The organism is Pseudoflavonifractor sp. BSD2780061688st1 E11, assembly GCF_005844125.1.
Lineage (GTDB): Bacteria > Bacillota > Clostridia > Lachnospirales > Lachnospiraceae > Sellimonas > Sellimonas catena.
In genome coordinates, this window is record NZ_SPHM01000039.1 from 1 (window position 1) to 20,039 (window position 20,039).

Here is a 20,039-nt window from a genome sequence, read left to right on the forward strand (position 1 = left end):
ATCAGGTGAGGAGTTATTTGTTTTTAAAAGCAAAAAATGCCGTATTTATGCGGCTTGTGGCGTTTCGCAAACGCCTATTCCAGAAATAAAAAGAGAGGAGATAACCATGAAAACAATTCAGGAAACTTATAAAGGTATTTTGTTCTGTCTGCTGATCTCCATTCCGGCGTTTTTGCTTGGAAAACAGTTTGAGGTAGTCGGCGGGCCGGTGTTTGCGATTTTGATCGGGATGTGTCTTGCCCTGATAGTGAAAAGGAGCGAGCCCCTTCAGCCGGGGATCAAATTTACATCCAAAAAGATTTTACAGTACGCGGTGATTCTGCTTGGATTCGGCATGAATCTGACGGATATTCTGGAGAAAGGACGCCAGTCTCTTCCAATTATCATTGCGACGATCTCCACCTCACTTGTGATTGCCTTTGTACTTCACAAGGTCATGCGGATTCCATCCAAAATCTCGACGCTGGTCGGGGTGGGGTCCAGTATCTGCGGCGGTTCGGCCATTGCGGCGACGGCACCGGTCATTGATGCGGACGATGAGGAGATTGCCCAGTCGATCTCTGTTATTTTTCTCTTCAATGTGATCGCGGCGCTGATCTTTCCGAAACTCGGAGCCGTTCTGGGACTGAGCAATGAGGGGTTTGGTCTTTTTGCCGGAACGGCGGTCAATGACACCTCTTCCGTGACGGCGGCGGCAGCGGCATGGGATGGAATTCACGGCAGTAATACTCTGAATGCGGCGACGATTGTCAAATTGACAAGGACTCTTGCGATCATTCCAATCACACTGGTTCTCTCCATCTGGCAGATGCGAAAGGCAAAGAAAAACGGAGAGCAGGCAGGCGGAACCTTTGATCTGAAAAAGATCTTTCCGTTTTTTATCCTGTTTTTCGTGCTCGCTTCTATCATTACAACAGTATTTTCCCTTCCGGTGACAGTGACTGCACCGATTAAAGAGCTGAGTAAGTTCTTTATTATTATGGCAATGGCGGCCATCGGGTTTAATACGAATCTGGTGAAGCTGGTCAAGACAGGCGGGAAACCGATTTTCATGGGACTTTGCTGCTGGATCGGAATAGCGGGAGTGAGCCTTCTGATACAGCATTTTCTGGGAATCTGGTAAATGCGTAAAAGAAAACTTCGGAGCATATACTATAAGAACAATAGATGCTCCGGAGTTTTTTTATGTCTTTTCAGAAAAAAGCATGGAAGAAATACATCCTTTTTGCCGCGGCAGCCTGTTTCCTGCTGTCGGGCGGAATCTGGTATGTAAAAGAATACACCACTGTCGGAAACAGCGTAAACGGTCATGAAATGCCGGTCTGTTCTGTGGAGACGGATGAAAAACAGGCGGCCCTGACCTTTGAGACAGCCTGGGGAGACAAAAAGACCGGGGAGATCCTGGACATATTAAAAGAAGAGAAGATACGCGCCACCTTTTTTGTGACTGCCGGATGGATGCGGGAGCATCCGGATCTGGTCGGAAGAATGAAAGCGGAAGGACATGACATCGGAACGATGGGAGTCAGCCATGAAAATCTGTCGGAACAGACATCCGCGGAAATCAGGGCAGAACTGCAGGAAGCAGAACATACCGCTAAAGAGGAAGGGATTTCCATGGAACTTTTCCGCCCTCCCTATGGACGATACAGCGACACACTGATCCGGACTGCCGCGGAGGAAGGGTTTTTTACGATCTGCTGGTCAATCGATTCCCGGGACTGGAAAAACTATGGGAAAAGAAGTCTGATCAAGGAAGTGGTCGAAAGTGAAGAGCTCCGGAATGGAGCCATTATCCGTCTGAACAGCGAAGCAAAATTTACAAAAGATGCATTAAAAGAACTGATCGAAAACATAGAGGAAAAGTCATATGAGATTGTTCCGGTTTCGGAGATGATACTAAGAGACAATTATCACATGGATGTAAAAGGAAGACAGATCCCAAGGATGACATAAAATGCCGCTTTTCTTCATACAATACCAGAAAACAACAGGAGGAATTTGTGCAGATGCATTTTGTAAAAATGGAGGGATGCGGCAATGATTATATCTACGTGGATCAGGAAAAAGAGCAGATCGTAAATCCGCAGACCCTGGCGAGAAAAATCAGTGACCGCCATTTTGGCGTTGGAGCGGACGGAATGATTCTGATCTGTCCGTCCGATATGGCAGACTGCCGGATGGAAATGTATAATGCGGATGGGTCCAGAGGGAAAATGTGTGGAAACGGTGTCCGCTGTGTGGCAAAATATCTCTATGATTATAAAAAGATACGAAAAGAGGAGATTGCGGTAGAGACCGACAGTGGAATCCATACGGTCCGGATTCTGGAAGATTCCGGAAAGGCTACAGTGGCCATGGGCACCCCGGTTATTGAGGAGGAGCCTTACGTGATCTCGATGGAAGGACAGAAGACGGAGATGATGATTGTCTCCATGGGAAATCCCCATGCAGTCATTTTCATGGAGCCGGAGGAGGGAAGCTGGAAAACATGGAATATGAAAAAGGCGGAAGCTGTCAGTACCCATTCGGACTTTCCGGACGGGATTAATGTAGAGCTGGTGCAGGTATATTCCGAGACCGGTATGAAAATCCGCGTATGGGAGAGAGGAAGTAAGGAGACCCTTTCCTGCGGAAGCGGAGCCTGTGCCGCGGCAGCGGCGGCCATCCGGAGCGGAAGAACAAAACAGAAAGTGAATATTGAAATGCCGGGAGGTATGATGGAAGTGGAATGGGACAGTGACGGGCAGATGTATCTGACCGGAGGATGCCGTTTTGTATGTGAAGGGGAGTACCCCGGAAGTGTCGGATAGATAAAAAAATAAGCGTAGTACGAAATTGTACTACGGATCTGAAAAATCTCCTTTACGTGTTTCGTGAAATGTGTTATGATAGACGCGGCATGAGTTTAATACACTAAAGAAATAAAGAGAAGGAGACAGGGTATGTTTAAAATTAATGAAAATTATCTGAAACTTCCAGGAAGCTATCTCTTTTCAAATATTGCAAAAAAGGTAGCGGCATATACCGAAGCAAATCCGGACAAATCTATCATTCGGCTTGGAATCGGTGACGTGACACAGCCGCTGGCACCGGCGATTATCGATGCGCTTCACAGCGCGGTGGATGAAATGGCGCACGCAGAGACATTCCACGGATATGCCCCGGATCTTGGATACGAGTTCCTGAGAAGTGCAATGGCAAAGAATGATTATGAGGCAAGAGGCTGTGAGATCTACGCAGACGAAATCTTTATCTCCGACGGAGCAAAGGGAGATTCCGGAAACATTCAGGAGATCTTTGACCAGGACAATAAAATCGCTGTCTGCGATCCGGTATACCCGGTATATGTGGATACGAACGTCATGGCAGGACGTACCGGTACCTATGATCCGAAGTCCGAAATCTGGAGCGATGTGATCTACATGCCGTGTACGGCAGAAAACGGATTTGTGCCGGAGCTTCCAAAGGAAGTGCCGGATCTGATTTATCTGTGCTTCCCGAACAATCCGACAGGATCTGCCATCACAAAAGACCAGCTTCAGGTGTGGGTAGATTACGCAAATAAAAACGGATCCGTCATCATTTATGATGCAGCATACGAGGCATATATTTCCGAGGAAAACGTACCGCACACGATTTACGAGTGTGAAGGCGCAAGAACCTGTGCCATCGAGCTTCGCAGCTTTTCCAAAAATGCCGGATTTACAGGAGTGCGTCTCGGCGCAACAGTGATCCCGAAGGATCTCAAATGCGGCGACGTGATGCTTCACTCCCTTTGGGCAAGACGTCACGGAACCAAGTACAACGGGGCTCCGTACATCGTACAGAAAGCAGGAGAAGCAGTGTATTCCGAGGCAGGAAAAGCACAGTTAAAAGAGCAGATTGCCTACTACATGAGAAACGCAAAGACAATCTATGACGGGCTGAAAGACGCAGGCTATACTGTATCCGGAGGCGTAAATTCGCCGTATATCTGGCTGAAGACACCGGACAACATGACGTCCTGGGAGTTCTTTGATTATCTGCTTGCACAGGCAGGCGTTGTAGGAACACCGGGATCCGGATTCGGACCAAGCGGAGAAGGATATTTCCGTCTGACTGCATTCGGTACTTACGAAAATACAAAGGCGGCAGTAGAGAGGATCAAAAATCTGTAGGACGCTCCGGAAAGCGAAAAAGCAGGCCGAAAGAATCAGGTGAAAAATAAAAGCATCAAAAAAGGACATCTCCGAAAAACGGGGATGTCCTTTCAGGTGACAAGAAGCTGAAGTTCTGTGATGTGTTCATCCGGGTCCGCAGACTGATGGATATCAACCCAGAGCAGCTCAAGAAACCATGGCCCGGCCGTAAGTCCATGCTCCTGGGCGTAGGAGAGCAGTTTCGGGATGCCTTCGGCATTGTGGACGGCGCTTCCATGGTAGCTGTAGGAAAGATAACGTCCTTCCGGCAAGGTATCCGGACCGTCCTCGGCAATGAGAAATACTCCCTCGTAGCCAGTGTAATTTCCTTCCCTGGCAGATGCGGCAGGCAGCAAAGAACCGATATGATTGCTGCCGATAATATAGAGAGTGTCCTGGGACTGGTTAAACAGCTGTTTCATCAGAACATCCATCTCTTCATCTTTCTGATAGCCGGAGTGAAGAATATGGCAGGGCCGCGCCGGGAGATACTTTTCCACGACAGTCTCAAGAGGCTGCTCCTCCGCCTTCCGGATCGTTGCAAGGCGCTCCTGCACATTAGACTGAAGCTTCGTAAGGTCTGTGATTTTCAGGCGGATCGCATCCAGCTCATCCCGGAGCAGCTGTTCCGTCGTATGAATACTCCGGTCATTTAAATATTCCCGGATCCGCTCCATGGGAAATCCAAGCCCCCTAAGATCCCGGATCACATTCAGACGCCAGATATCATTGAGACGATAGAGGCGGTATCCGTTTTCACCGCGCTTCGGTGTCAGGAGACCAAGCTCCTCATAGTAACGCAGTGTGTCCACACTGATCTGATACAGCTTTGAGATTTCTCCGATTTTAAAATACTGTTTCATAAGCGCCTCCTGAAAAACCATTGTTGTTCGTATTATATCAGGGTTTGGAAGAAGGTGGAAGAGAAAATGAAAAAAAGTGTTGACAATCAAAATTTTTTTGATATAATAGTCTTGTTCGCTGATAAAACAGTGACACGGCAAATGCTGATGCGGATTGGTGTAATGGCAGCACAGCAGACTCTGACTCTGTTAGTAGAGGTTCGAGTCCTCTATCCGTAGTTATCGGAGTGTGGCTCAGCTTGGTAGAGCGCTACGTTCGGGACGTAGAGGCCGCAGGTTCAAATCCTGTCACTCCGATCACCGGAAAAATTCAATTTTTGCCGATGAAAACAACATATATTAAAAACGCTTTGAAAGACAGAAAGCAGCGATGCGGATTGGTGTAATGGCAGCACAGCAGACTCTGACTCTGTTAGTAGAGGTTCGAGTCCTCTATCCGTAGCTTTCGGAGTGTGGCTCAGCTTGGTAGAGCGCTACGTTCGGGACGTAGAGGCCGCAGGTTCAAATCCTGTCACTCCGATTTTTTTATTAGATACCGTAAAGCCTTAATATCAGGGTTTTACGGTGTTTTTATTTTTTGCGAAAATATAACTGAATTTCTAAAAAGGTTTTGTCAATACTTATCCAATGAAGTAATTTTTAAAAAGAATGATCCAGTCGGAAAGGGCTGCATCCGGTCCGTACTCGTGGCTCTGGCATGAGTATAGTACGGTTCTTAAATCAATGCGGCGCCAGTTAAAAAACTCCCTTTGCCTGTAGACGGGCAGGGGAGTTTTTTGATGAATGACTTTTTAAAGATCTCCTAAAAGAGCTTATCAGACAGAGCAGGAGGCGGAAGTGAAAATAACTGAGATGAGAGATAAAAAGACACTATGAGCGAAATGAAGGACAAAATAGGATAACCTTCTTGTTAAACTGCTGATTTTATTGTAAAAATAAAGAAACTTGATTGTAAAATTTTTATAAAAGGAGATTGATGAGATGAGCACAAAAAGGATGAAGAAGATTGTGGCAGCTGCCATTGTAACAGCAACTGTATGCGGAATGATGGCGGGATGTACGTCGAAAGAAGAAAAAATTGAAGTGAATGCGTCCACTTCTCCATACGAAGATATGGTGGATTATTTTGAGCAGGAAGGACTCATTTTGGAGGACTGCGAACCGGTAGATATCAATGAAACACCAGGATATCTCACAGACAATACGAATGGACAGTTTACTGAGACGAAAGTGGCGGATAAAGCATATGATTATGATGGACTCTGGCTGTTCTGGTGGGATCCGGAAAACAAGACGGATCTATATGAAAACTATGAGTCTATGGCTGCCAACCAAGGAACGATAGTCCTTGCCGGAGGCGCTGCGGTCCTTGAGACGGAAGCGGTAAACGGAACTTACGCAATTGCATTTTCAGAGGATTATGAAAAGAAACAGGATGCGGTTAAAGTGTTTGAAATGATAGAAAACGAATAACAGTTCAATGTGATTTGCACTATTTATATTCTAGTACCAATGCTCTGAAATTAAGAAAAGGTAGGGAAACAATATGGAACGGGTTTTTGGAAAAGACAGGGGCAGCATGGGACGCTTCTTCCGCATGCTGCAGAAGGCAAGACTTCCTTATCTGTGGATTCTTGCATATATTGCCATTACAGCTCTTCTTAGCAATGTAGGAATCAGCGTAACGGAATACACGGCCGAATTATTTGCCGGGAATGTGAATTTTGGTACCGTGATTCTTCCGTTTTTGGCTTTTACATTACTATCCCAGCTGATCAGTTCGGTTAGTAAGATTATGAGTAACTTGTGTGTTGCGCGGATTGACCGTAATATCAGGAAAATGATCTGGAGGAAGGCCGTCAGGCTGCCGCTTCTATATTACGAAAAAAATAAGCCGAAAGAAATGATTTCCCGTATTACAACAGATATCACAGCGATCAGTCAGCTTATCATGCAGGTATTTGTTGCAATTCTCACTTCCACGTACACACTGGTCATTACTCTGGGAAAAATCGGATCCTACGACCAGAAGCTGATGATTGCTCTGATCGCGGTTCTTCCGCTGAATTTAGTCATTGCATTTGTCATGGGAAAGATGAAATTCGGAGTATTGGATCTGGTAAATCAAAAAAATGCAGAGTTGACACAGACGATTGCAGAAAAAACCAATAATCTTCTTCTCGTCAAATCTTACGGAAAAGAAGAAAAAGAACTTCAGACAGGGCGGGAGAAAATGAAAGAGCTCTATAAGAGTTCGATTCTGAATGCATGGCTGGGATTCGCAACTCCAATGTATGCATTGGTGGGAGCTATGCAGTTTATTGTGATCGTGATGGTAGGCCGAAGCTTTTATTCATCCGGCGCATTGACTCTTACCCAATGGATTGCCTATTATGGATTCGCGGTGAATATCGTTAATCAGCTCAGCACGTACTGTGTATATTGGACAACCTTCAAGGGTTCCCAGGGAGCGACCAGAAGAGTAGCTCAGATTATGGAAGAAATGGAAGAAGACGTAGAAGCCGGCGAGCATGTGGAACGTCTCAGCGGCGATATTGAATTAAAAGAGGTTGATTTTTCTTATGAAGAGAAACTTATATTCGATAAACTCAATCTGAAGATCCCTGCAGGGCGCGTGACGGCGCTTATCGGACCGTCAGGAAGCGGAAAGACGACCCTTCTGAATCTGGTGGAGCGTATGTATCCGGTTTCGGGAGGCAAGATTTTATTTGGGGGCAAAGATACCGCACGGTATTCGCTCAAGAGCTTCCGAAGCGAGATCTCATACGTAACACAGGAAAGTACATTGTTTGCAGGAACGCTCCGCGACAATATCCTGTTCGGAATTAAGAGAGAAGTCACGGATGAAGAACTGGAAAAAGCATGTACGGACGCAGAAATCATGGATTTTATCAGGGAACAGCCGGAGGGCTTCCAGACGGATGTAGGCGAGCAGGGCGACAAACTTTCCGGCGGACAGAAACAGCGGATTGCTTTTGCGAGGGCGCTTCTGAAACAATCGGATTATCTGTTTATGGATGAGGCGACCGCGGCTATGGACATCCGGGGAAAAGATCAGGTATGGAAGAGTGTGAAACGGCATATGGAAGGTAAAACCGTGCTTATGGTTGCCCACGACAGACAGACCGTACAGAAAGCAGATTATATCATAGTAATGCATAACGGAAGGATTATCTGTCAGGGAGAACCGGAGGAAGTATATGCCGAGAATACATATTACCGAGAATTAATAGGAAGTGAGGGACAGGGCAGATGAAAAACAACAAACATGTAATATCGTTTTTTCTGAACTTTTACAGAAGGCTTTCGATCCCCTGGTGGCTCTACCTGATTGCATTCGGAAGCGGCGTGGTTTATGCCGAGATCGGAATGAGAGTATCGGAGTATCTGGTCCGTGTGAACAAGGGGGAACTATATAATTCTGTTATTTTAGGCTATGTGTTTTTTACGATTTTTAATGCGTTGCTGGGATTTTTGCGGCCGCTTGTGCAAGAGTATGCCAATCAAAAAGTGATCCTGCGGGTAAGGCTTTCGATGTGGAGGAAGATCCTGCATCTTCCGATGGATCAGTTCGAAAAGGAACAGCCGTCCTCGCTGGTGTCGGCCGTTACGAACGACGTAACTCAGGCAACTCTGGTGATCAGCGGAATATTCTCAGGAGCTGCGTCGTTATTCGGATTTGTCCGCGCCTGTATGATCTTGTATCAATACAATTCGCCTCTCACAGCATACCTTTTGATCTGCATACCGGTTGCGGTGGCAATGTTTATCATCGTCGGCAGGCTGCAGTTTACTATAATGAAAAAGCGCTATGCGGCGTTGAATGAAATGACCACATTTTTCTCCGAACACCTGTCGGCCGGGAAATATGTAAAAGCGCAGGTAATGGAAGAAAAAGAGCTGGAAAGCGGATATGCGGCAATCGATTCACGGTATAAGGCAGATATATACTATGCTTTCATGGAGCAGATTCAGGTTCTGGCCAATTCCCTTTATTCGCTTCTTACGACTGTTGTAATGGCAGTGGGCGGTTCCAGATTGATTAACGCCGGGAAAATGGAATCAACAGGGATTAATATGTTCAGCACCTATATGACGCAGGTGAATCTTTATATGGCGGAGCTTTTGACGGTGTGGCAGAACGTGATGGGCTCAAAAGGCGCACTTGTCCATGTCGGGGATATTCTTGATATGGAAGAGGAACATACAGAAAAAGGTAATTCCTGGACAGAATCAGGGAACAAAGATATTGTATTCAAAAACGTGAACTTTGGATACGGGAACGAAAAAGAAATCCTTCATGACTTTTCCGTTTGCATTCCGGGAGGAAAGACAACGGCAGTGATCGGCGATAATGGTTCCGGAAAATCTACAGTCATGAAACTGATACAGGGATTCTACCAACCTGATTCGGGAGAAATATGGGTCGGAGGAAACAAAATAAGCGAAACGAGTCCCCGGGAATGTCATAAAAAATTTGGCTATGTACTCCAGAACAATCCGCTGATGTCAGGTACAATCCGGGATAACATTCTGTATGGTGCAGAGGGAGAAACGACGGAGAAAGAGATGAAAAAAGCAGCGGAAGAAGCCAGAGCGGATTCTTTTATAGATGCGCTTCCCAACGGATATGATACAACTCTTGGAGAGGCAGGAAACCGTTTGTCAAGCGGTCAGAAACAGAGAATAGCCATTGCCAGGGCATTGATTGCGAAGCCGGATTATCTGATTCTTGACGAGGCAGGGGCGAGTCTGGATCATGACACGTATATGAAAATCTATCATAGTATCAGGAAAAAGATGGAAGGCAATACGATTGTTTTCATTGCCCATGATATGCGCGAGATTGCAGAAGCAGACTATCTGGTTGTTATGTGTCACGGACGCCTTGAAGCTTGCGGAACCCATGAAGAAGTACTTGCCGTAAGCAGGACTTATCAGGAATATCTGCAGTCTGCTGAGGCATCTTAAAAGAAAGAAGGAATGATTATGAAAAAATTTACGATTGTGTCTTCCCTGCTTTTCGTATTACTGTTTTGTGGGATGGTAGGATATGTGGCGTCGTCTAAAGACTTTATGCCTCCAAAAGAGGAAGAAGCGGCTGTGCCTGAAGAAGAGGATAAAGAAATGCCTGTCTGGAATAAGACAGTGGATGAACTTGTCTCATTTCTGGAGGAGAAGGGGCTGATCCATGCGGACACGAAAGTGACGCTTAGTGCGGAAGGCCTGTGTACGCTCGCGCTAAGGTATGACGGAGCCGAAATATACTGGTGGGATCTGGAAAATCTGGATCCGGAATCTGACGAGTATCAGGCATATGAGAGTCTCAGGACAAAAGGCGAAATCAATTTATATGGAGCCGGTACGATTATTATGCCGAAGAAAAATGGTCCTTTTGCACTTTTATCAACCTATTATGAAGGTGATGTGGAGGCATTAGAAAAAGCGTTTGAAGAATTTGGTCAGGAGAATTGATTGATGAAAATGAAGCTTGTTTTGGTAGAAAGTGATGAAACATTGTGCACAGAACTGAAAGAATTACTGGCGTTTTATAATGTATTTGACATTGTGCATACCTTTGACGGAATCAATGAAGCCAATAAATATATCTGTCTGAACGATGTGGACGCGGTGTTTATCAACATAAAAACAGGAAATCCAAGATATAGCGGGGACGGCTCCTTTCTGGCATACAATCTGTCCCAGATAAAGCCGGATGTCTTGGTGGTGTTGTATTCAGAAGAAAAGTTAGAGGCAGGGCAGGTATTTGACTGCTGCTGCGATGAATATTTTCGGCTTCCGTTCGATAACCGTGTGCTTCAGCGTGTGGTTAAGCGGCTGCAGTATTTGTTTGAGCTGCTCCAATACAAACGGTTATCCGTGAACCGTTCTATGATGATCAAGACGAGAAACGGATATCAGCTCGTGAATATTGATAAGGTTCTTTTTATCGAACGGACGGACCGAAAGAACAAGATGGTGATGGTGGACGGAAAAGAGATGGTCCTTGCCGGATATTCCATGAATGAATTGGAACAGATTCTGGAAGGTTATAATTTTTACCGGTGCTATCAGTCATTTATCGTGAATCTTTCCAAAGTATCTTATGTTCGGGCGGATAATGAATCGAAAAATTTTGCGCTGATTTTCGACGGATATGCAGGGGAAGTTATGGTGAGTCGCGAGAAATATAAGGAAGTACTCCAACTGCTAAAAAGTAAATATGCGAAGCTTACGCTTTAGGAGGAGAAAGATGAAGTCAAAAGTTTTATCGTTTGTCGAATATGATCAGGTGGATATCAGTATGTACAAGAAAGTATTCAAGCTTGATGAGAAGGCGTACAAGAAAGAAATAGATTTTATAAAAAACAAGAACAGCACATGGGAAGAAGCGGGGGAAGTTACGGACGGAGCACTTATTGTATGCGATATGGAATCGGCAAATCCGTTTTTTAACAGAGAGAACGTGAAAATTATGGTAGGACAGGGGTTCTTTCACAAGAAGCTGGAAACGATGTGCATCGGGCTGAAAAAAGGGACGGCCGGTGAGCTGGACGTCGACGGAGAGAAAGTGACTGTAACGGTTCGTTCCATTCAGCAAAAAAAGATTCCTGTGATCACGGACGGGATGATAGAAGCTCTTGGAATTGAAGGAGTGAGCAATATAGAACAATATGAGGCTCGTCTGATCCGGGAACAGAAAAAGAAGATTGCAAAAAACGAGGGATACGAAGCAGTCCAATATGTGATAGACAAAGTTTTTGAGGCCAGTACGTTTGATCTTAAGAAGGCGGACTGGAAAGAAATGACAGATCATGAAATTAAGAGATTGAAGACAATTTCCAAAGAACAGGGGTTGAATCTGGAAACCATGACGCCAGAGGAATTTGAAGGGAAGATGCCGTTCTCAAGCTATTATGAATTATTCGCAAGCGTGCAGAACGATTCATGGGACAGACTCTGCGGCTACCTTCTGGGGCGGGAATACGCAGAAAAAAGCGGCGTTGGATATACGATGGAGCAATACCGGGACGATATAGATGAGTACGTGAAATTCTGGCATGAAACGAAAGAAAATGCAGAAAAAATCAATACTTATGAATATTCGGAAATTTTATTTTATGTAAATTATTATTACAATAAGGTAAAAGAATATGTGACAGAGAATTTTTTTAAGGAGGAAAAGTAGATGGCAATTCAATATGCGGATGATGAGAGTTTTAAGGAACAGATTAAGGAAGGATTTGTGATCGTGGATTTCTTTTCCACAACGTGCGTACCCTGTAAAGCCTTTTCACGTATTTTAGAAGAGTTAGACGCGGAACTTCCGTTTATCCATATCGTCAAAGTGAATACTACAGATTATCCGAAGCTTGCCAAAGAGAATCGTATTTTTGCTGTTCCAACCGTTCAATTCTACAAAGACGGTGAAAAGAAGTATGAAAACGTAGGTGTGATGGAAGTGGAAGAGATAAAAAAGAAGATCACAGAATTCATGTATTAAGAGGGAATGGATATGGAAATCGGGGAAAAAATCTATGGATTTGAAGTTAAAGAAAAGAAGTATGTGCGGGAGGTTGAGGGAGATATTATTCAGATGGAGCACCTGTCAACCGGGGCGCAGGTTATCGTCATAGACAATCAGGACGTTAAAAAGAGCTTTTTGATTGGATTTCGGACCATACCAAAGGACAGCACGGGAGTTTTTCATATTCTGGAGCATTCTGTGCTGAACGGTTCCCGCAAATATCCGGATAAAGATACGTTCGTCAATCTGATGAAACATTCCATGGCAGAATTCGTAAATGCAATTACGTATCCGGATCATACAGTATATCCCTTTTGTACAGAGAATGAAAAGGATTTTATGAATCTGGCGGATGTTTATTTAAACGCGGTATTTTGTCCGAATGTTCTTACGGATAAAGAGATCTTTGAACAGGAGGGCTGGCATTTTCAGTGCGAAGATGGAAAAACTCCGGAGATTAATGGCGTTGTTTATAATGAGATGAAAGGTGTCTTTTCATCCCTGGACAACATATTAGAGGATGAAATATCTAAAGCAATGTTTCCGGAAACGGCTTACCGTTTTGTATCCGGAGGATTTCCGGATACGATTCCTGCTCTATCTTATGAGGAATTTCTGGAATATTACAGGACGTTTTATAATGCGTCCAACTGCTGTATTGTTCTATATGGAAGAATGAATACGGAACAACTGTTTGAGTATATTGATAAAGCTTATCTGGGAAAAATGAAACGCTCAGAACCTGCGAAGCCGGTCATGAGACAGAAACCTGTAAAGGGAATCCGAAAAAAGCTGTATGACAAGGATAAGTTCGGTGATCAGGGGGTGTTTGCGTCATGCACCTATAGTCTGGGAGATTTTGACAACCGGGAACGTATGAATGCAGTCTATATTCTTATGCAGGCGATTATGGGGGAAGACGAAGCACCGATGAAAAAAGGGCTTATTCAGAGTCTTGGAATCCCGGAAATTCAGTATTTTATTATGGATGGTATCAGACAACCCTATCTTGCCATTAAAATAAAGAATACGGACAAAGAAACTGCCGGCCAGTTGAAAACGGTTATCAAGGAACAGGCGGACAGACTTTGCAGAGAAGGAATCAAAGAAGAAGTATTGATTTCGGCAATTAACCGTCTGGAATTTTGGATGAGGGAAAAAGGCGGAAACCAGCCGGAGGGAATAGAATGTGTACTGGATATTGCCGGAGGATGGGCACAGGGAACCGGACCTTGCGAGATGATAGAATTTGAAGAAACATACAGAAAGATGAGGACCCTTGTAAAGGAAAGATACTTTGAAGCACTTCTAAGAGAAACCTTCCTGGAAAATGATTATGAGGCAGAGGTTTTTCTGGAACCTCTTGAAAAGGTCGAAGAGAAGAAGCAAAAAGAAGAGACAGAAGATCTGCCGGCGCTGTCTGTGGATGACCTGTTTCAAAAGAAAGAGGAGCCGCTTACAAGGGTAGAGGAAGAGGAGGGGGTTACATATCTGAAGCAGGAGATCCCTTCAAAAGGAGTGGCATATCAAAGCTGCTATTTTGATATCAGTGAGCTGGAACCGGAGGAAGTTCCTTATGCCAAGCTGTTTTCCGAACTTCTGGGAAGTCTTCCTACAAGAATACACAGTCTGGAAGAATTAGTGATTGAGAAAAATATGTGGCTTGGAAATGTAAGGACTTATCTGGAAGCGTACACCAATGCAGATGATATCCGGCATGTCAGGCTTAAATTTGTGATGGATGTAAGCTGTCTGGAACAGAATCTTCCAAGAGCGGTAAAACTGGGAGAAGAGTTGCTGTATGACACCATTCTGGAGCATCCGGAGATTATTCTGAAAAGGATCAGGCAGAGCCGGATGGAACTGGAGAGGGGATTTGTTACCAGCGGAGACAGTTATGCATCTGGCCGCGTGGCAGCACACTATATGCCGGAAGGAGCGGCAAGGGAACGTTATAACGGAATTCGCTATTATCAGTTCTTGGGAAAACTTCTAAAGAACTTTGACGTGGATCAGGGGCAGATTATCCGGGAGCTTAAGAAAATTCAGAAGAAGCTTTGAAGTAAGTCTAATCTGGTGATGAGCTTTACAGGCACAGAGAAATCTTATACCGGTTTCCGTAAGTTGATAGCAGCTTCGAGGTTCGTCGGTAGTGAAAGAAAAGGGGATCCCGGGTGGTATCAGGATAAATTGCTTCCCGGGAAATCAGAGGCATTCATTATTCCGTCGGAGGTATCCTATGTTGCGCTTGGAGGAATCGGGGAATATACCGGTGAGGATTATCTTCTTGGCAGAATGGTGAGCTTTGATTATCTGTGGGCCAAAATCCGCGCTGAAGGAGGGGCCTACGGATGCCGGATGTCTGTACTCCCAAATCAAAGCTGGATTATGAGCTCCTATCGAGATCCGAACGTAAAAAGGACGATAGAAGTCTTCCAAAGCGCTTCAGGGTGGTTGAAAAATCTTGAATTAGGAGAGCAGGAACTTCTGAATTATAAGATTGGTGCAGTTGCCGGATATGACCGGACTTCTAAAACATATGTACAGGCAAAACGAATGGATTCCTGGTATCTGAGGCAGGAAGAGCCACAGACCAGAGCAAAGATCAGAGAAGGGGTGTTAAAAGCATCGGAAGAAGATTTGAAAAACAGGTATCAGACGATGGAGAGCTTTGCCAAAGAGGGAATTGTCTGTGTTCTTGGAAACAGAACGAAGATTGAAGAGACAGCCGACCAATTTGACAATGTAACAGTACTGATGGAGTAAATCTTAATAGAGAAATGATAAAGATGGAGAAGGAGAATAAGAATATCTGGGAGAAATTCACCGAATCATGGAAGAAGCCGGTCAAAATCAAATGACCGGCTTCCCTGCTTTTGTGCTATACTGAAAACTGTGAGAGAATTAATCTAAAGAAATGGGTGAAACGATGAGAGAAAAGAAAGATATATCTTATACGATTCGCAGATCTGCGGATTTCCCGGTTATTATGATCGGGGAAGGAATTCTGGTGGGAGCCGTTGCCGGAGGCATTGTGCTTTTGTACCGGATCTGCCTGAACTATGCGGGGACATGGATGCGTCAGATCCTGGAGATGTGCAAAGGAGATCCGCTCCGGTCGGCGCTTTGGATCGGAGCGCTTCTTCTGATGGCGGTTGTGACCGGCCTTCTTGTCCGGTGGGAGCCGATGATTTCGGGCAGCGGTATCCCGCAGTTAAAAGGTGAGATGGAAGGAAAGCTGGAACAGCGGTGGTACCGGATTCTTCCGGCGAAATTTCTGGGCGGCTTTCTGGGAATGTTCGGCGGACTTGCCCTTGGTCGGGAGGGCCCGTCCATTCAGCTTGGAGCTATGGCGGGAAAAGGGATCTCCCGTGTTTTAAAACGTGGAAAGACGGAGGAAAAATTCCTTTTGACCTGCGGCGCCAGTGCGGGAATGGCGGCGGCATTTCAGGCTCCTCTTGCAGGCGTCATGTTTACCATGGAAGAGATTCATAAAAACTTCACGGCGCCGGTGTTTATTTCTGCCATGACCTCGGCGGTTGTTGCCGACTATATGACATCTCATGTTCTGGGGATGGATCCGGTGTTTCAGTTTGACATTGCAGGGAATCTGCCTCAGAGATATTACGGACTGCTCATTGTCATGGGACTGGTCTTAGGAGTCTTCGGTGTGTTTTATAACTGGTTTACTTTGAAAGTCCAGAGCCTCTATAAGAAGGCTGCGTTTCTGGGACCGGTCGGGAAAGCGGTGTTCCCGTTCCTGGCTGCCGGGATTCTCGGATTTACGGTACCGGAGATTCTGGGAAACGGACACAGCCTGATCGATACGATGACGCATGAGAGAATGGTGCTGCAGACGTTGATTGTGCTGTTCGTTTTAAGGTTTTTATTTTCAGCAGTCAGTTTCGGCTCCGGGGTCCCGGGCGGGATCTTTTTCCCGATGCTGGTGCTCGGCGCGTTTGCAGGATGCGTTTTCGGGACAGTATGCAATGAAATGTTCGGCGTTCCGGCAGAATATATCAACAATTTCATTCTGCTTGCAATGGCGGGATTTTTTACGGCGGTGGTACGCGCCCCGATGACCGGAATCATTCTGATTTTTGAGCTGACAGGATCGTTGAGCCAGATGCTTTCCCTGTCTGTTGTCACGGTCATTGCATACATAACGGCCATGATGTTAAAGTCAGAGCCGATTTATGAAAGTCTTCTTGCAGGACTTCTGAAAGGGCAAAACGGGCAGATGCCGGAAGAAGGAGGAGAAAAGGTACTGGATTATTATGCGGTGGCAGAAGGTTCTCCTGTTGCCGGATGCATGGTAAAAGAGGTCAGCTGGCCAAAAGCGTGCCTGCTTGTATCGATCCGGCGGGGTGAGAAAGAACTGATCCCGAAAGGAAAAACAAAGATTCAGACCGGGGATGTTATTATCACAATGACCGACGAAGCGCACAACGGCGAAGTGTGTGACCAGATGAAGCAGTTGTGCAGAAACGAGTAAAAGAGGCGATGAAATTTGGATACAAAAAATGATTTCAGTAAAGGAAGCGTGGCAAAGAATATATGGAGTCTGGCTGTCCCTATGACAGTGGCCCAGCTTGTCAACGTGCTTTACAGTGTGGTAGACAGGATTTATATCGGACATCTTCCGGATGCGTCGACAGAGGCGCTGACCGGGATCGGGCTTGCGCTTCCGGTTATTACGATGATTACAGCATTTTCCAATCTGTTCGGCATGGGAGGTGCTCCGCTTTGTTCGATTGCAAGAGGAGCGGGAGACGTAAAACGGGCTGAGAAAATTATGGGGAATTCCTTTACGCTGCTTTTGATGACAGGCGTGATCCTGATGGCGTTCTGCTATCTCACCATGAGACCGATGCTTTACCTTTTCGGTGCCAGCGACCAGACCTATCCGTATGCACAGGCGTATCTTTCCGTTTATCTGACAGGGACACTGTTTGTGATGATCAGTCTTGGTATGAACAACTTTATCAACGCCCAGGGCTTTGGAAAGATGGGAATGCTCACTGTTTTGATCGGTGCAGTCCTGAATATCGTGCTGGATCCGGTTTTTATTTTCGGATTTCATATGGGCGTATACGGAGCGGCGGCGGCGACCGTAATTTCCCAGGGAGTGTCGGCAGCCTACGTGTTCTGGTTTCTGAGAGGGAATCATGTTCTTTTCCGGCTGAATAAAAAAGATATGAGACTGGAGGGGAAACTGATCCGGGAAATTACAGGACTTGGACTTTCCGGGTTTGTCATGTCGGTGACGAACGGTTCGGTACAGATCGTCTGCAATGCTATGCTCTCCCGGTATGGAGGGGATCTGTACGTCGGAGTCATGACGGTAATCAATTCTGTCCGGGAAATTATTACCATGCCGGTGAACGGCCTGACCAACGGCGCACAGCCGGTGATCGGATTCAACTATGGAGCGGGGGAATACGAAAGAGTAAAGAAAGCCATCCGTTTTATGGGTACGAGCTGTATCGTATTTACCTGCGCGGTCTGGGCGGTTCTGTTTGCCGTACCACAGTTTTTTATTCATCTGTTCAACAGTGAACCGGAGCTGCTTGAAGCAGGGGTGGGCGCGTTTCGGATATATTTTTTCGGAATCTTTCTGATGGCACTTCAGTTTACCGGCCAGTCTACCTTTGTGGCGCTTGGAAAATCGAAGCAGGCGGTGTTCTTTTCCCTGCTCAGAAAGGCGATTATTGTCATTCCGCTTACCATCTGCCTCCCGATGATCGGAGGGCTTGGTGTAAACGGTGTATTCCTTGCAGAGCCGGTTTCCAATCTGATCGGAGGTGTGGCATGTTTCGCCACCATGTATGTGACTGTCTACAGAAAACTGGGAAAAAGAGGAGAATGATCTGTTTCTGGTTGCAAAACAGCAGGAACTCTAGTAAACTGATAATAAATTGAAACAGTTTAAAAAAATCAGAAAAAGAGGAGAAAGTTTTGAAAAAGAACCATCTCCGTCTTTCCGGATCCGGAAGGACATCTGACGTAAGGAGGTGTGACATGTGGACGCTCTGACACCGGAAACAATGAGGATTATCTGGCTTTTGCTTGTTGTGATTCTTCTGGTGATCGAACTGATTACCGTGGGACTGACGACAATCTGGTTTGCGGCGGGATCGGCGGCGGCATTTCTCCTGTCTTTGACAGGTGCCGGGATCGGATGGCAGACCGGCATATTTCTGGCCGTTTCCATCGTCCTGCTGATTTTTACAAGGCCGTGGGCCCTCAGGTATGTCAACAGAAACCGGGAAAAGACCAATTACGAAAGTATGATCGGAAAGACGGTCAAAGTGACACAGCGTATCAGCAACACAGACCAGACGGGCGCAGCGGTTTATGACGGACAGGAGTGGACGGCAAGAAGCCTGACAGATGACAGGACCATTGAAGAGGGAAAACATGCTGTTGTTGAGAAGATCGAGGGCGTGAAGCTGATCGTGAGGGAAAAGGAGGAAAAGTAATATGTTGAAAGCATCTACTATCGCGAGTATTCTTGGAATTATTTTACTGATTCTGGTTGTAGTGATTCTGATTTCATGTGTCAAGATCGTACATCAGGCACAAGCGCTTGTGATCGAACGACTTGGCGCATACCAGGCGACCTGGGGCGTTGGAATTCATTTCAAGATTCCGATTATTGAGCGTGTGGCAAGACGGATCGACTTAAAAGAACAGGTAGTTGATTTTGAACCGCAGGCGGTAATCACGAAAGATAATGTTACCATGCAGATTGATACGGTCGTATTCTATCAGATCACGGATCCGAAGCTGTTCTGCTATGGCGTGGCAAATCCGATCATGGCGATTGAGAACCTGACAGCGACGACACTCCGAAACATCATCGGAGATCTGGAACTGGATCAGACGCTGACATCCAGAGAAACGATCAATACGAAAATGCGCTCGGAACTTGACCTTGCAACAGACCCGTGGGGAATCAAGGTCAACCGTGTGGAACTGAAAAATATCATTCCGCCGGCAGCGATCCGGGATGCGATGGAAAAGCAGATGAAAGCGGAACGTGAAAGAAGAGAGGCCATCCTTCGTGCAGAGGGTGAGAAGAAATCTACGATTCTTGTGGCAGAAGGAAATAAGGAGTCCGCAATCTTAAACGCGGAGGCGGATAAGCAGGCGGCTATCCTTCATGCAGAGGCAGAAAAAGAGAAGATGATCAAAGAGGCAGAAGGTGAAGCGGAAGCGATCCTGAAAGTCCAGAAGGCTAACGCAGATGGTCTCCGTTTCCTGAAGGAAGCCGGCGTCGATGAGGCAGTCCTGACCTTAAAGAGTCTGGAAGCATTTGAAAAGGCGGCGGACGGCAGAGCGACAAAGATCATCATTCCGTCCGAAATCCAGGGAGTGGCAGGTCTGGTGAAATCCCTTGTAGAAGTCGGGGAGACAGAGAAAACAGTCGGCGAGTAATCGAGA

At 45.9% G+C, this 20,039-nt stretch carries 18 protein-coding genes and 4 tRNA genes; 21 read left to right on the forward strand and 1 reads right to left on the reverse strand.

The window, feature by feature from the left end:
• The first annotated feature begins 106 nt into the window (after positions 1 to 106).
• The 4 genes from FGQ85_RS14700 to FGQ85_RS14715 all read left to right on the forward strand — a co-directional run bounded on the left by FGQ85_RS14700 (position 107) and on the right by FGQ85_RS14715 (position 4,160).
• Positions 107 to 1,123: a YeiH family protein gene (locus tag FGQ85_RS14700; protein ID WP_138373825.1), complete on the forward strand. Its 1,017-nt coding sequence runs from the start codon at positions 107 to 109 to the stop codon at positions 1,121 to 1,123.
• A gap of 62 nt (positions 1,124 to 1,185) precedes the next feature.
• On the forward strand, positions 1,186 to 1,956 hold the full coding sequence (locus FGQ85_RS14705; RefSeq protein WP_171027984.1) for a polysaccharide deacetylase family protein: 771 nt from the start codon (positions 1,186 to 1,188) through the stop codon (positions 1,954 to 1,956).
• 53 nt (positions 1,957 to 2,009) lie between these two features.
• Positions 2,010 to 2,813: a diaminopimelate epimerase gene (gene dapF / locus FGQ85_RS14710; protein WP_087167689.1), complete on the forward strand. Its 804-nt coding sequence runs from the start codon at positions 2,010 to 2,012 to the stop codon at positions 2,811 to 2,813.
• Positions 2,814 to 2,945: 132 nt separating this feature from the next.
• On the forward strand, positions 2,946 to 4,160 hold the full coding sequence (locus FGQ85_RS14715) for an LL-diaminopimelate aminotransferase (RefSeq protein ID WP_087167688.1): 1,215 nt from the start codon (positions 2,946 to 2,948) through the stop codon (positions 4,158 to 4,160).
• A gap of 92 nt (positions 4,161 to 4,252) precedes the next feature.
• On the opposite strand, the gene FGQ85_RS14720 is transcribed toward FGQ85_RS14715, so the two are convergent.
• Entirely contained in the window at positions 4,253 to 5,044 is a 792-nt protein-coding gene (locus FGQ85_RS14720; RefSeq protein ID WP_138373827.1) for a MerR family transcriptional regulator, read from the reverse strand.
• A 148-nt stretch (positions 5,045 to 5,192) separates the two neighbouring features.
• Between FGQ85_RS14720 and FGQ85_RS14725 the strand changes: the two genes are divergently transcribed.
• The 17 genes from FGQ85_RS14725 (at position 5,193) to FGQ85_RS14805 (ending at position 20,033) form a co-directional block, all read left to right on the forward strand.
• Positions 5,193 to 5,263, forward strand: a tRNA-Gln gene (locus tag FGQ85_RS14725).
• A gap of 4 nt (positions 5,264 to 5,267) precedes the next feature.
• Positions 5,268 to 5,341 (forward strand) — tRNA-Pro (locus tag FGQ85_RS14730).
• Between the two features lie 74 nt (positions 5,342 to 5,415).
• Positions 5,416 to 5,486 (forward strand) — tRNA-Gln (locus FGQ85_RS14735).
• Positions 5,487 to 5,490: 4 nt separating this feature from the next.
• Positions 5,491 to 5,564: transfer RNA gene (locus FGQ85_RS14740), tRNA-Pro, on the forward strand.
• Positions 5,565 to 6,025: 461 nt separating this feature from the next.
• Positions 6,026 to 6,517, forward strand: a complete 492-nt coding sequence (locus FGQ85_RS14745; protein ID WP_087167686.1) for a hypothetical protein — start codon at positions 6,026 to 6,028, stop codon at positions 6,515 to 6,517.
• A 73-nt stretch (positions 6,518 to 6,590) separates the two neighbouring features.
• Positions 6,591 to 8,321, forward strand: a complete 1,731-nt coding sequence (locus tag FGQ85_RS14750; RefSeq protein WP_138373828.1) for an ABC transporter ATP-binding protein — start codon at positions 6,591 to 6,593, stop codon at positions 8,319 to 8,321.
• On the forward strand, positions 8,318 to 10,036 hold the full coding sequence (locus tag FGQ85_RS14755) for an ABC transporter ATP-binding protein (protein WP_138373829.1): 1,719 nt from the start codon (positions 8,318 to 8,320) through the stop codon (positions 10,034 to 10,036). Before FGQ85_RS14750 ends, FGQ85_RS14755 begins: the two co-directional genes overlap by 4 nt.
• Before the next feature lie 18 nt (positions 10,037 to 10,054).
• Positions 10,055 to 10,540: a hypothetical protein gene (locus FGQ85_RS14760; RefSeq protein ID WP_087167683.1), complete on the forward strand. Its 486-nt coding sequence runs from the start codon at positions 10,055 to 10,057 to the stop codon at positions 10,538 to 10,540.
• Between the two features lie 3 nt (positions 10,541 to 10,543).
• Positions 10,544 to 11,308, forward strand: a complete 765-nt coding sequence (locus tag FGQ85_RS14765; RefSeq protein WP_087167682.1) for a LytTR family DNA-binding domain-containing protein — start codon at positions 10,544 to 10,546, stop codon at positions 11,306 to 11,308.
• Positions 11,309 to 11,318: 10 nt separating this feature from the next.
• A complete protein-coding gene (locus FGQ85_RS14770; RefSeq protein ID WP_087253401.1) occupies positions 11,319 to 12,254 on the forward strand; it encodes a hypothetical protein in 936 nt (311 codons plus the stop codon).
• Positions 12,255 to 12,569, forward strand: a complete 315-nt coding sequence (locus FGQ85_RS14775; protein ID WP_087167680.1) for a thioredoxin family protein — start codon at positions 12,255 to 12,257, stop codon at positions 12,567 to 12,569.
• 12 nt (positions 12,570 to 12,581) lie between these two features.
• Positions 12,582 to 14,654 (forward strand): insulinase family protein, encoded by a 2,073-nt coding sequence (locus FGQ85_RS14780; RefSeq protein WP_171027985.1) that lies wholly within the window; start codon positions 12,582 to 12,584, stop codon positions 14,652 to 14,654.
• Positions 14,655 to 14,669: 15 nt separating this feature from the next.
• Positions 14,670 to 15,359, forward strand: a complete 690-nt coding sequence (locus tag FGQ85_RS14785; RefSeq protein ID WP_138373831.1) for a hypothetical protein — start codon at positions 14,670 to 14,672, stop codon at positions 15,357 to 15,359.
• Positions 15,360 to 15,522: 163 nt separating this feature from the next.
• Entirely contained in the window at positions 15,523 to 17,088 is a 1,566-nt protein-coding gene (locus tag FGQ85_RS14790) for a ClC family H(+)/Cl(-) exchange transporter (protein WP_138373832.1), read from the forward strand.
• Positions 17,089 to 17,103: 15 nt separating this feature from the next.
• Complete coding sequence (locus FGQ85_RS14795) at positions 17,104 to 18,462, forward strand: MATE family efflux transporter (RefSeq protein ID WP_242959032.1); 1,359 nt, start codon at positions 17,104 to 17,106, stop codon at positions 18,460 to 18,462.
• A 154-nt stretch (positions 18,463 to 18,616) separates the two neighbouring features.
• Positions 18,617 to 19,075, forward strand: a complete 459-nt coding sequence (locus FGQ85_RS14800; RefSeq protein ID WP_347563107.1) for an NfeD family protein — start codon at positions 18,617 to 18,619, stop codon at positions 19,073 to 19,075.
• Position 19,076: 1 nt separating this feature from the next.
• The gene (locus FGQ85_RS14805; RefSeq protein WP_138373833.1) at positions 19,077 to 20,033 is read left to right on the forward strand and encodes a stomatin-like protein; all 957 of its coding nucleotides are present in this window, start codon (positions 19,077 to 19,079) and stop codon (positions 20,031 to 20,033) included.
• Positions 20,034 to 20,039 lie beyond the last annotated feature (6 nt).

Bases quoted from the DNA above. Each gene is read 5' to 3' on its own strand.
- FGQ85_RS14760 (WP_087167683.1), top strand. From the start codon at position 10,055: ATGAAAAAATTTACGATTGTGTCTTCCCTGCTTTTCGTATTACTGTTT.
- FGQ85_RS14775 (WP_087167680.1), top strand. From the start codon at position 12,255: ATGGCAATTCAATATGCGGATGATGAGAGTTTTAAGGAACAGATTAAG.
- FGQ85_RS14745 (WP_087167686.1), top strand. From the start codon at position 6,026: ATGAGCACAAAAAGGATGAAGAAGATTGTGGCAGCTGCCATTGTAACA.
- FGQ85_RS14715 (WP_087167688.1), top strand. From the start codon at position 2,946: ATGTTTAAAATTAATGAAAATTATCTGAAACTTCCAGGAAGCTATCTC.
- FGQ85_RS14805 (WP_138373833.1), top strand. From the start codon at position 19,077: ATGTTGAAAGCATCTACTATCGCGAGTATTCTTGGAATTATTTTACTG.
- FGQ85_RS14790 (WP_138373832.1), top strand. From the start codon at position 15,523: ATGAGAGAAAAGAAAGATATATCTTATACGATTCGCAGATCTGCGGAT.
- dapF (WP_087167689.1), top strand. From the start codon at position 2,010: ATGCATTTTGTAAAAATGGAGGGATGCGGCAATGATTATATCTACGTG.
- FGQ85_RS14765 (WP_087167682.1), top strand. From the start codon at position 10,544: ATGAAAATGAAGCTTGTTTTGGTAGAAAGTGATGAAACATTGTGCACA.
- FGQ85_RS14750 (WP_138373828.1), top strand. From the start codon at position 6,591: ATGGAACGGGTTTTTGGAAAAGACAGGGGCAGCATGGGACGCTTCTTC.
- FGQ85_RS14720 (WP_138373827.1), bottom strand. From the start codon at position 5,044: ATGAAACAGTATTTTAAAATCGGAGAAATCTCAAAGCTGTATCAGATC.
- FGQ85_RS14770 (WP_087253401.1), top strand. From the start codon at position 11,319: ATGAAGTCAAAAGTTTTATCGTTTGTCGAATATGATCAGGTGGATATC.
- FGQ85_RS14755 (WP_138373829.1), top strand. From the start codon at position 8,318: ATGAAAAACAACAAACATGTAATATCGTTTTTTCTGAACTTTTACAGA.
- FGQ85_RS14780 (WP_171027985.1), top strand. From the start codon at position 12,582: ATGGAAATCGGGGAAAAAATCTATGGATTTGAAGTTAAAGAAAAGAAG.
- FGQ85_RS14705 (WP_171027984.1), top strand. From the start codon at position 1,186: ATGTCTTTTCAGAAAAAAGCATGGAAGAAATACATCCTTTTTGCCGCG.
- FGQ85_RS14700 (WP_138373825.1), top strand. From the start codon at position 107: ATGAAAACAATTCAGGAAACTTATAAAGGTATTTTGTTCTGTCTGCTG.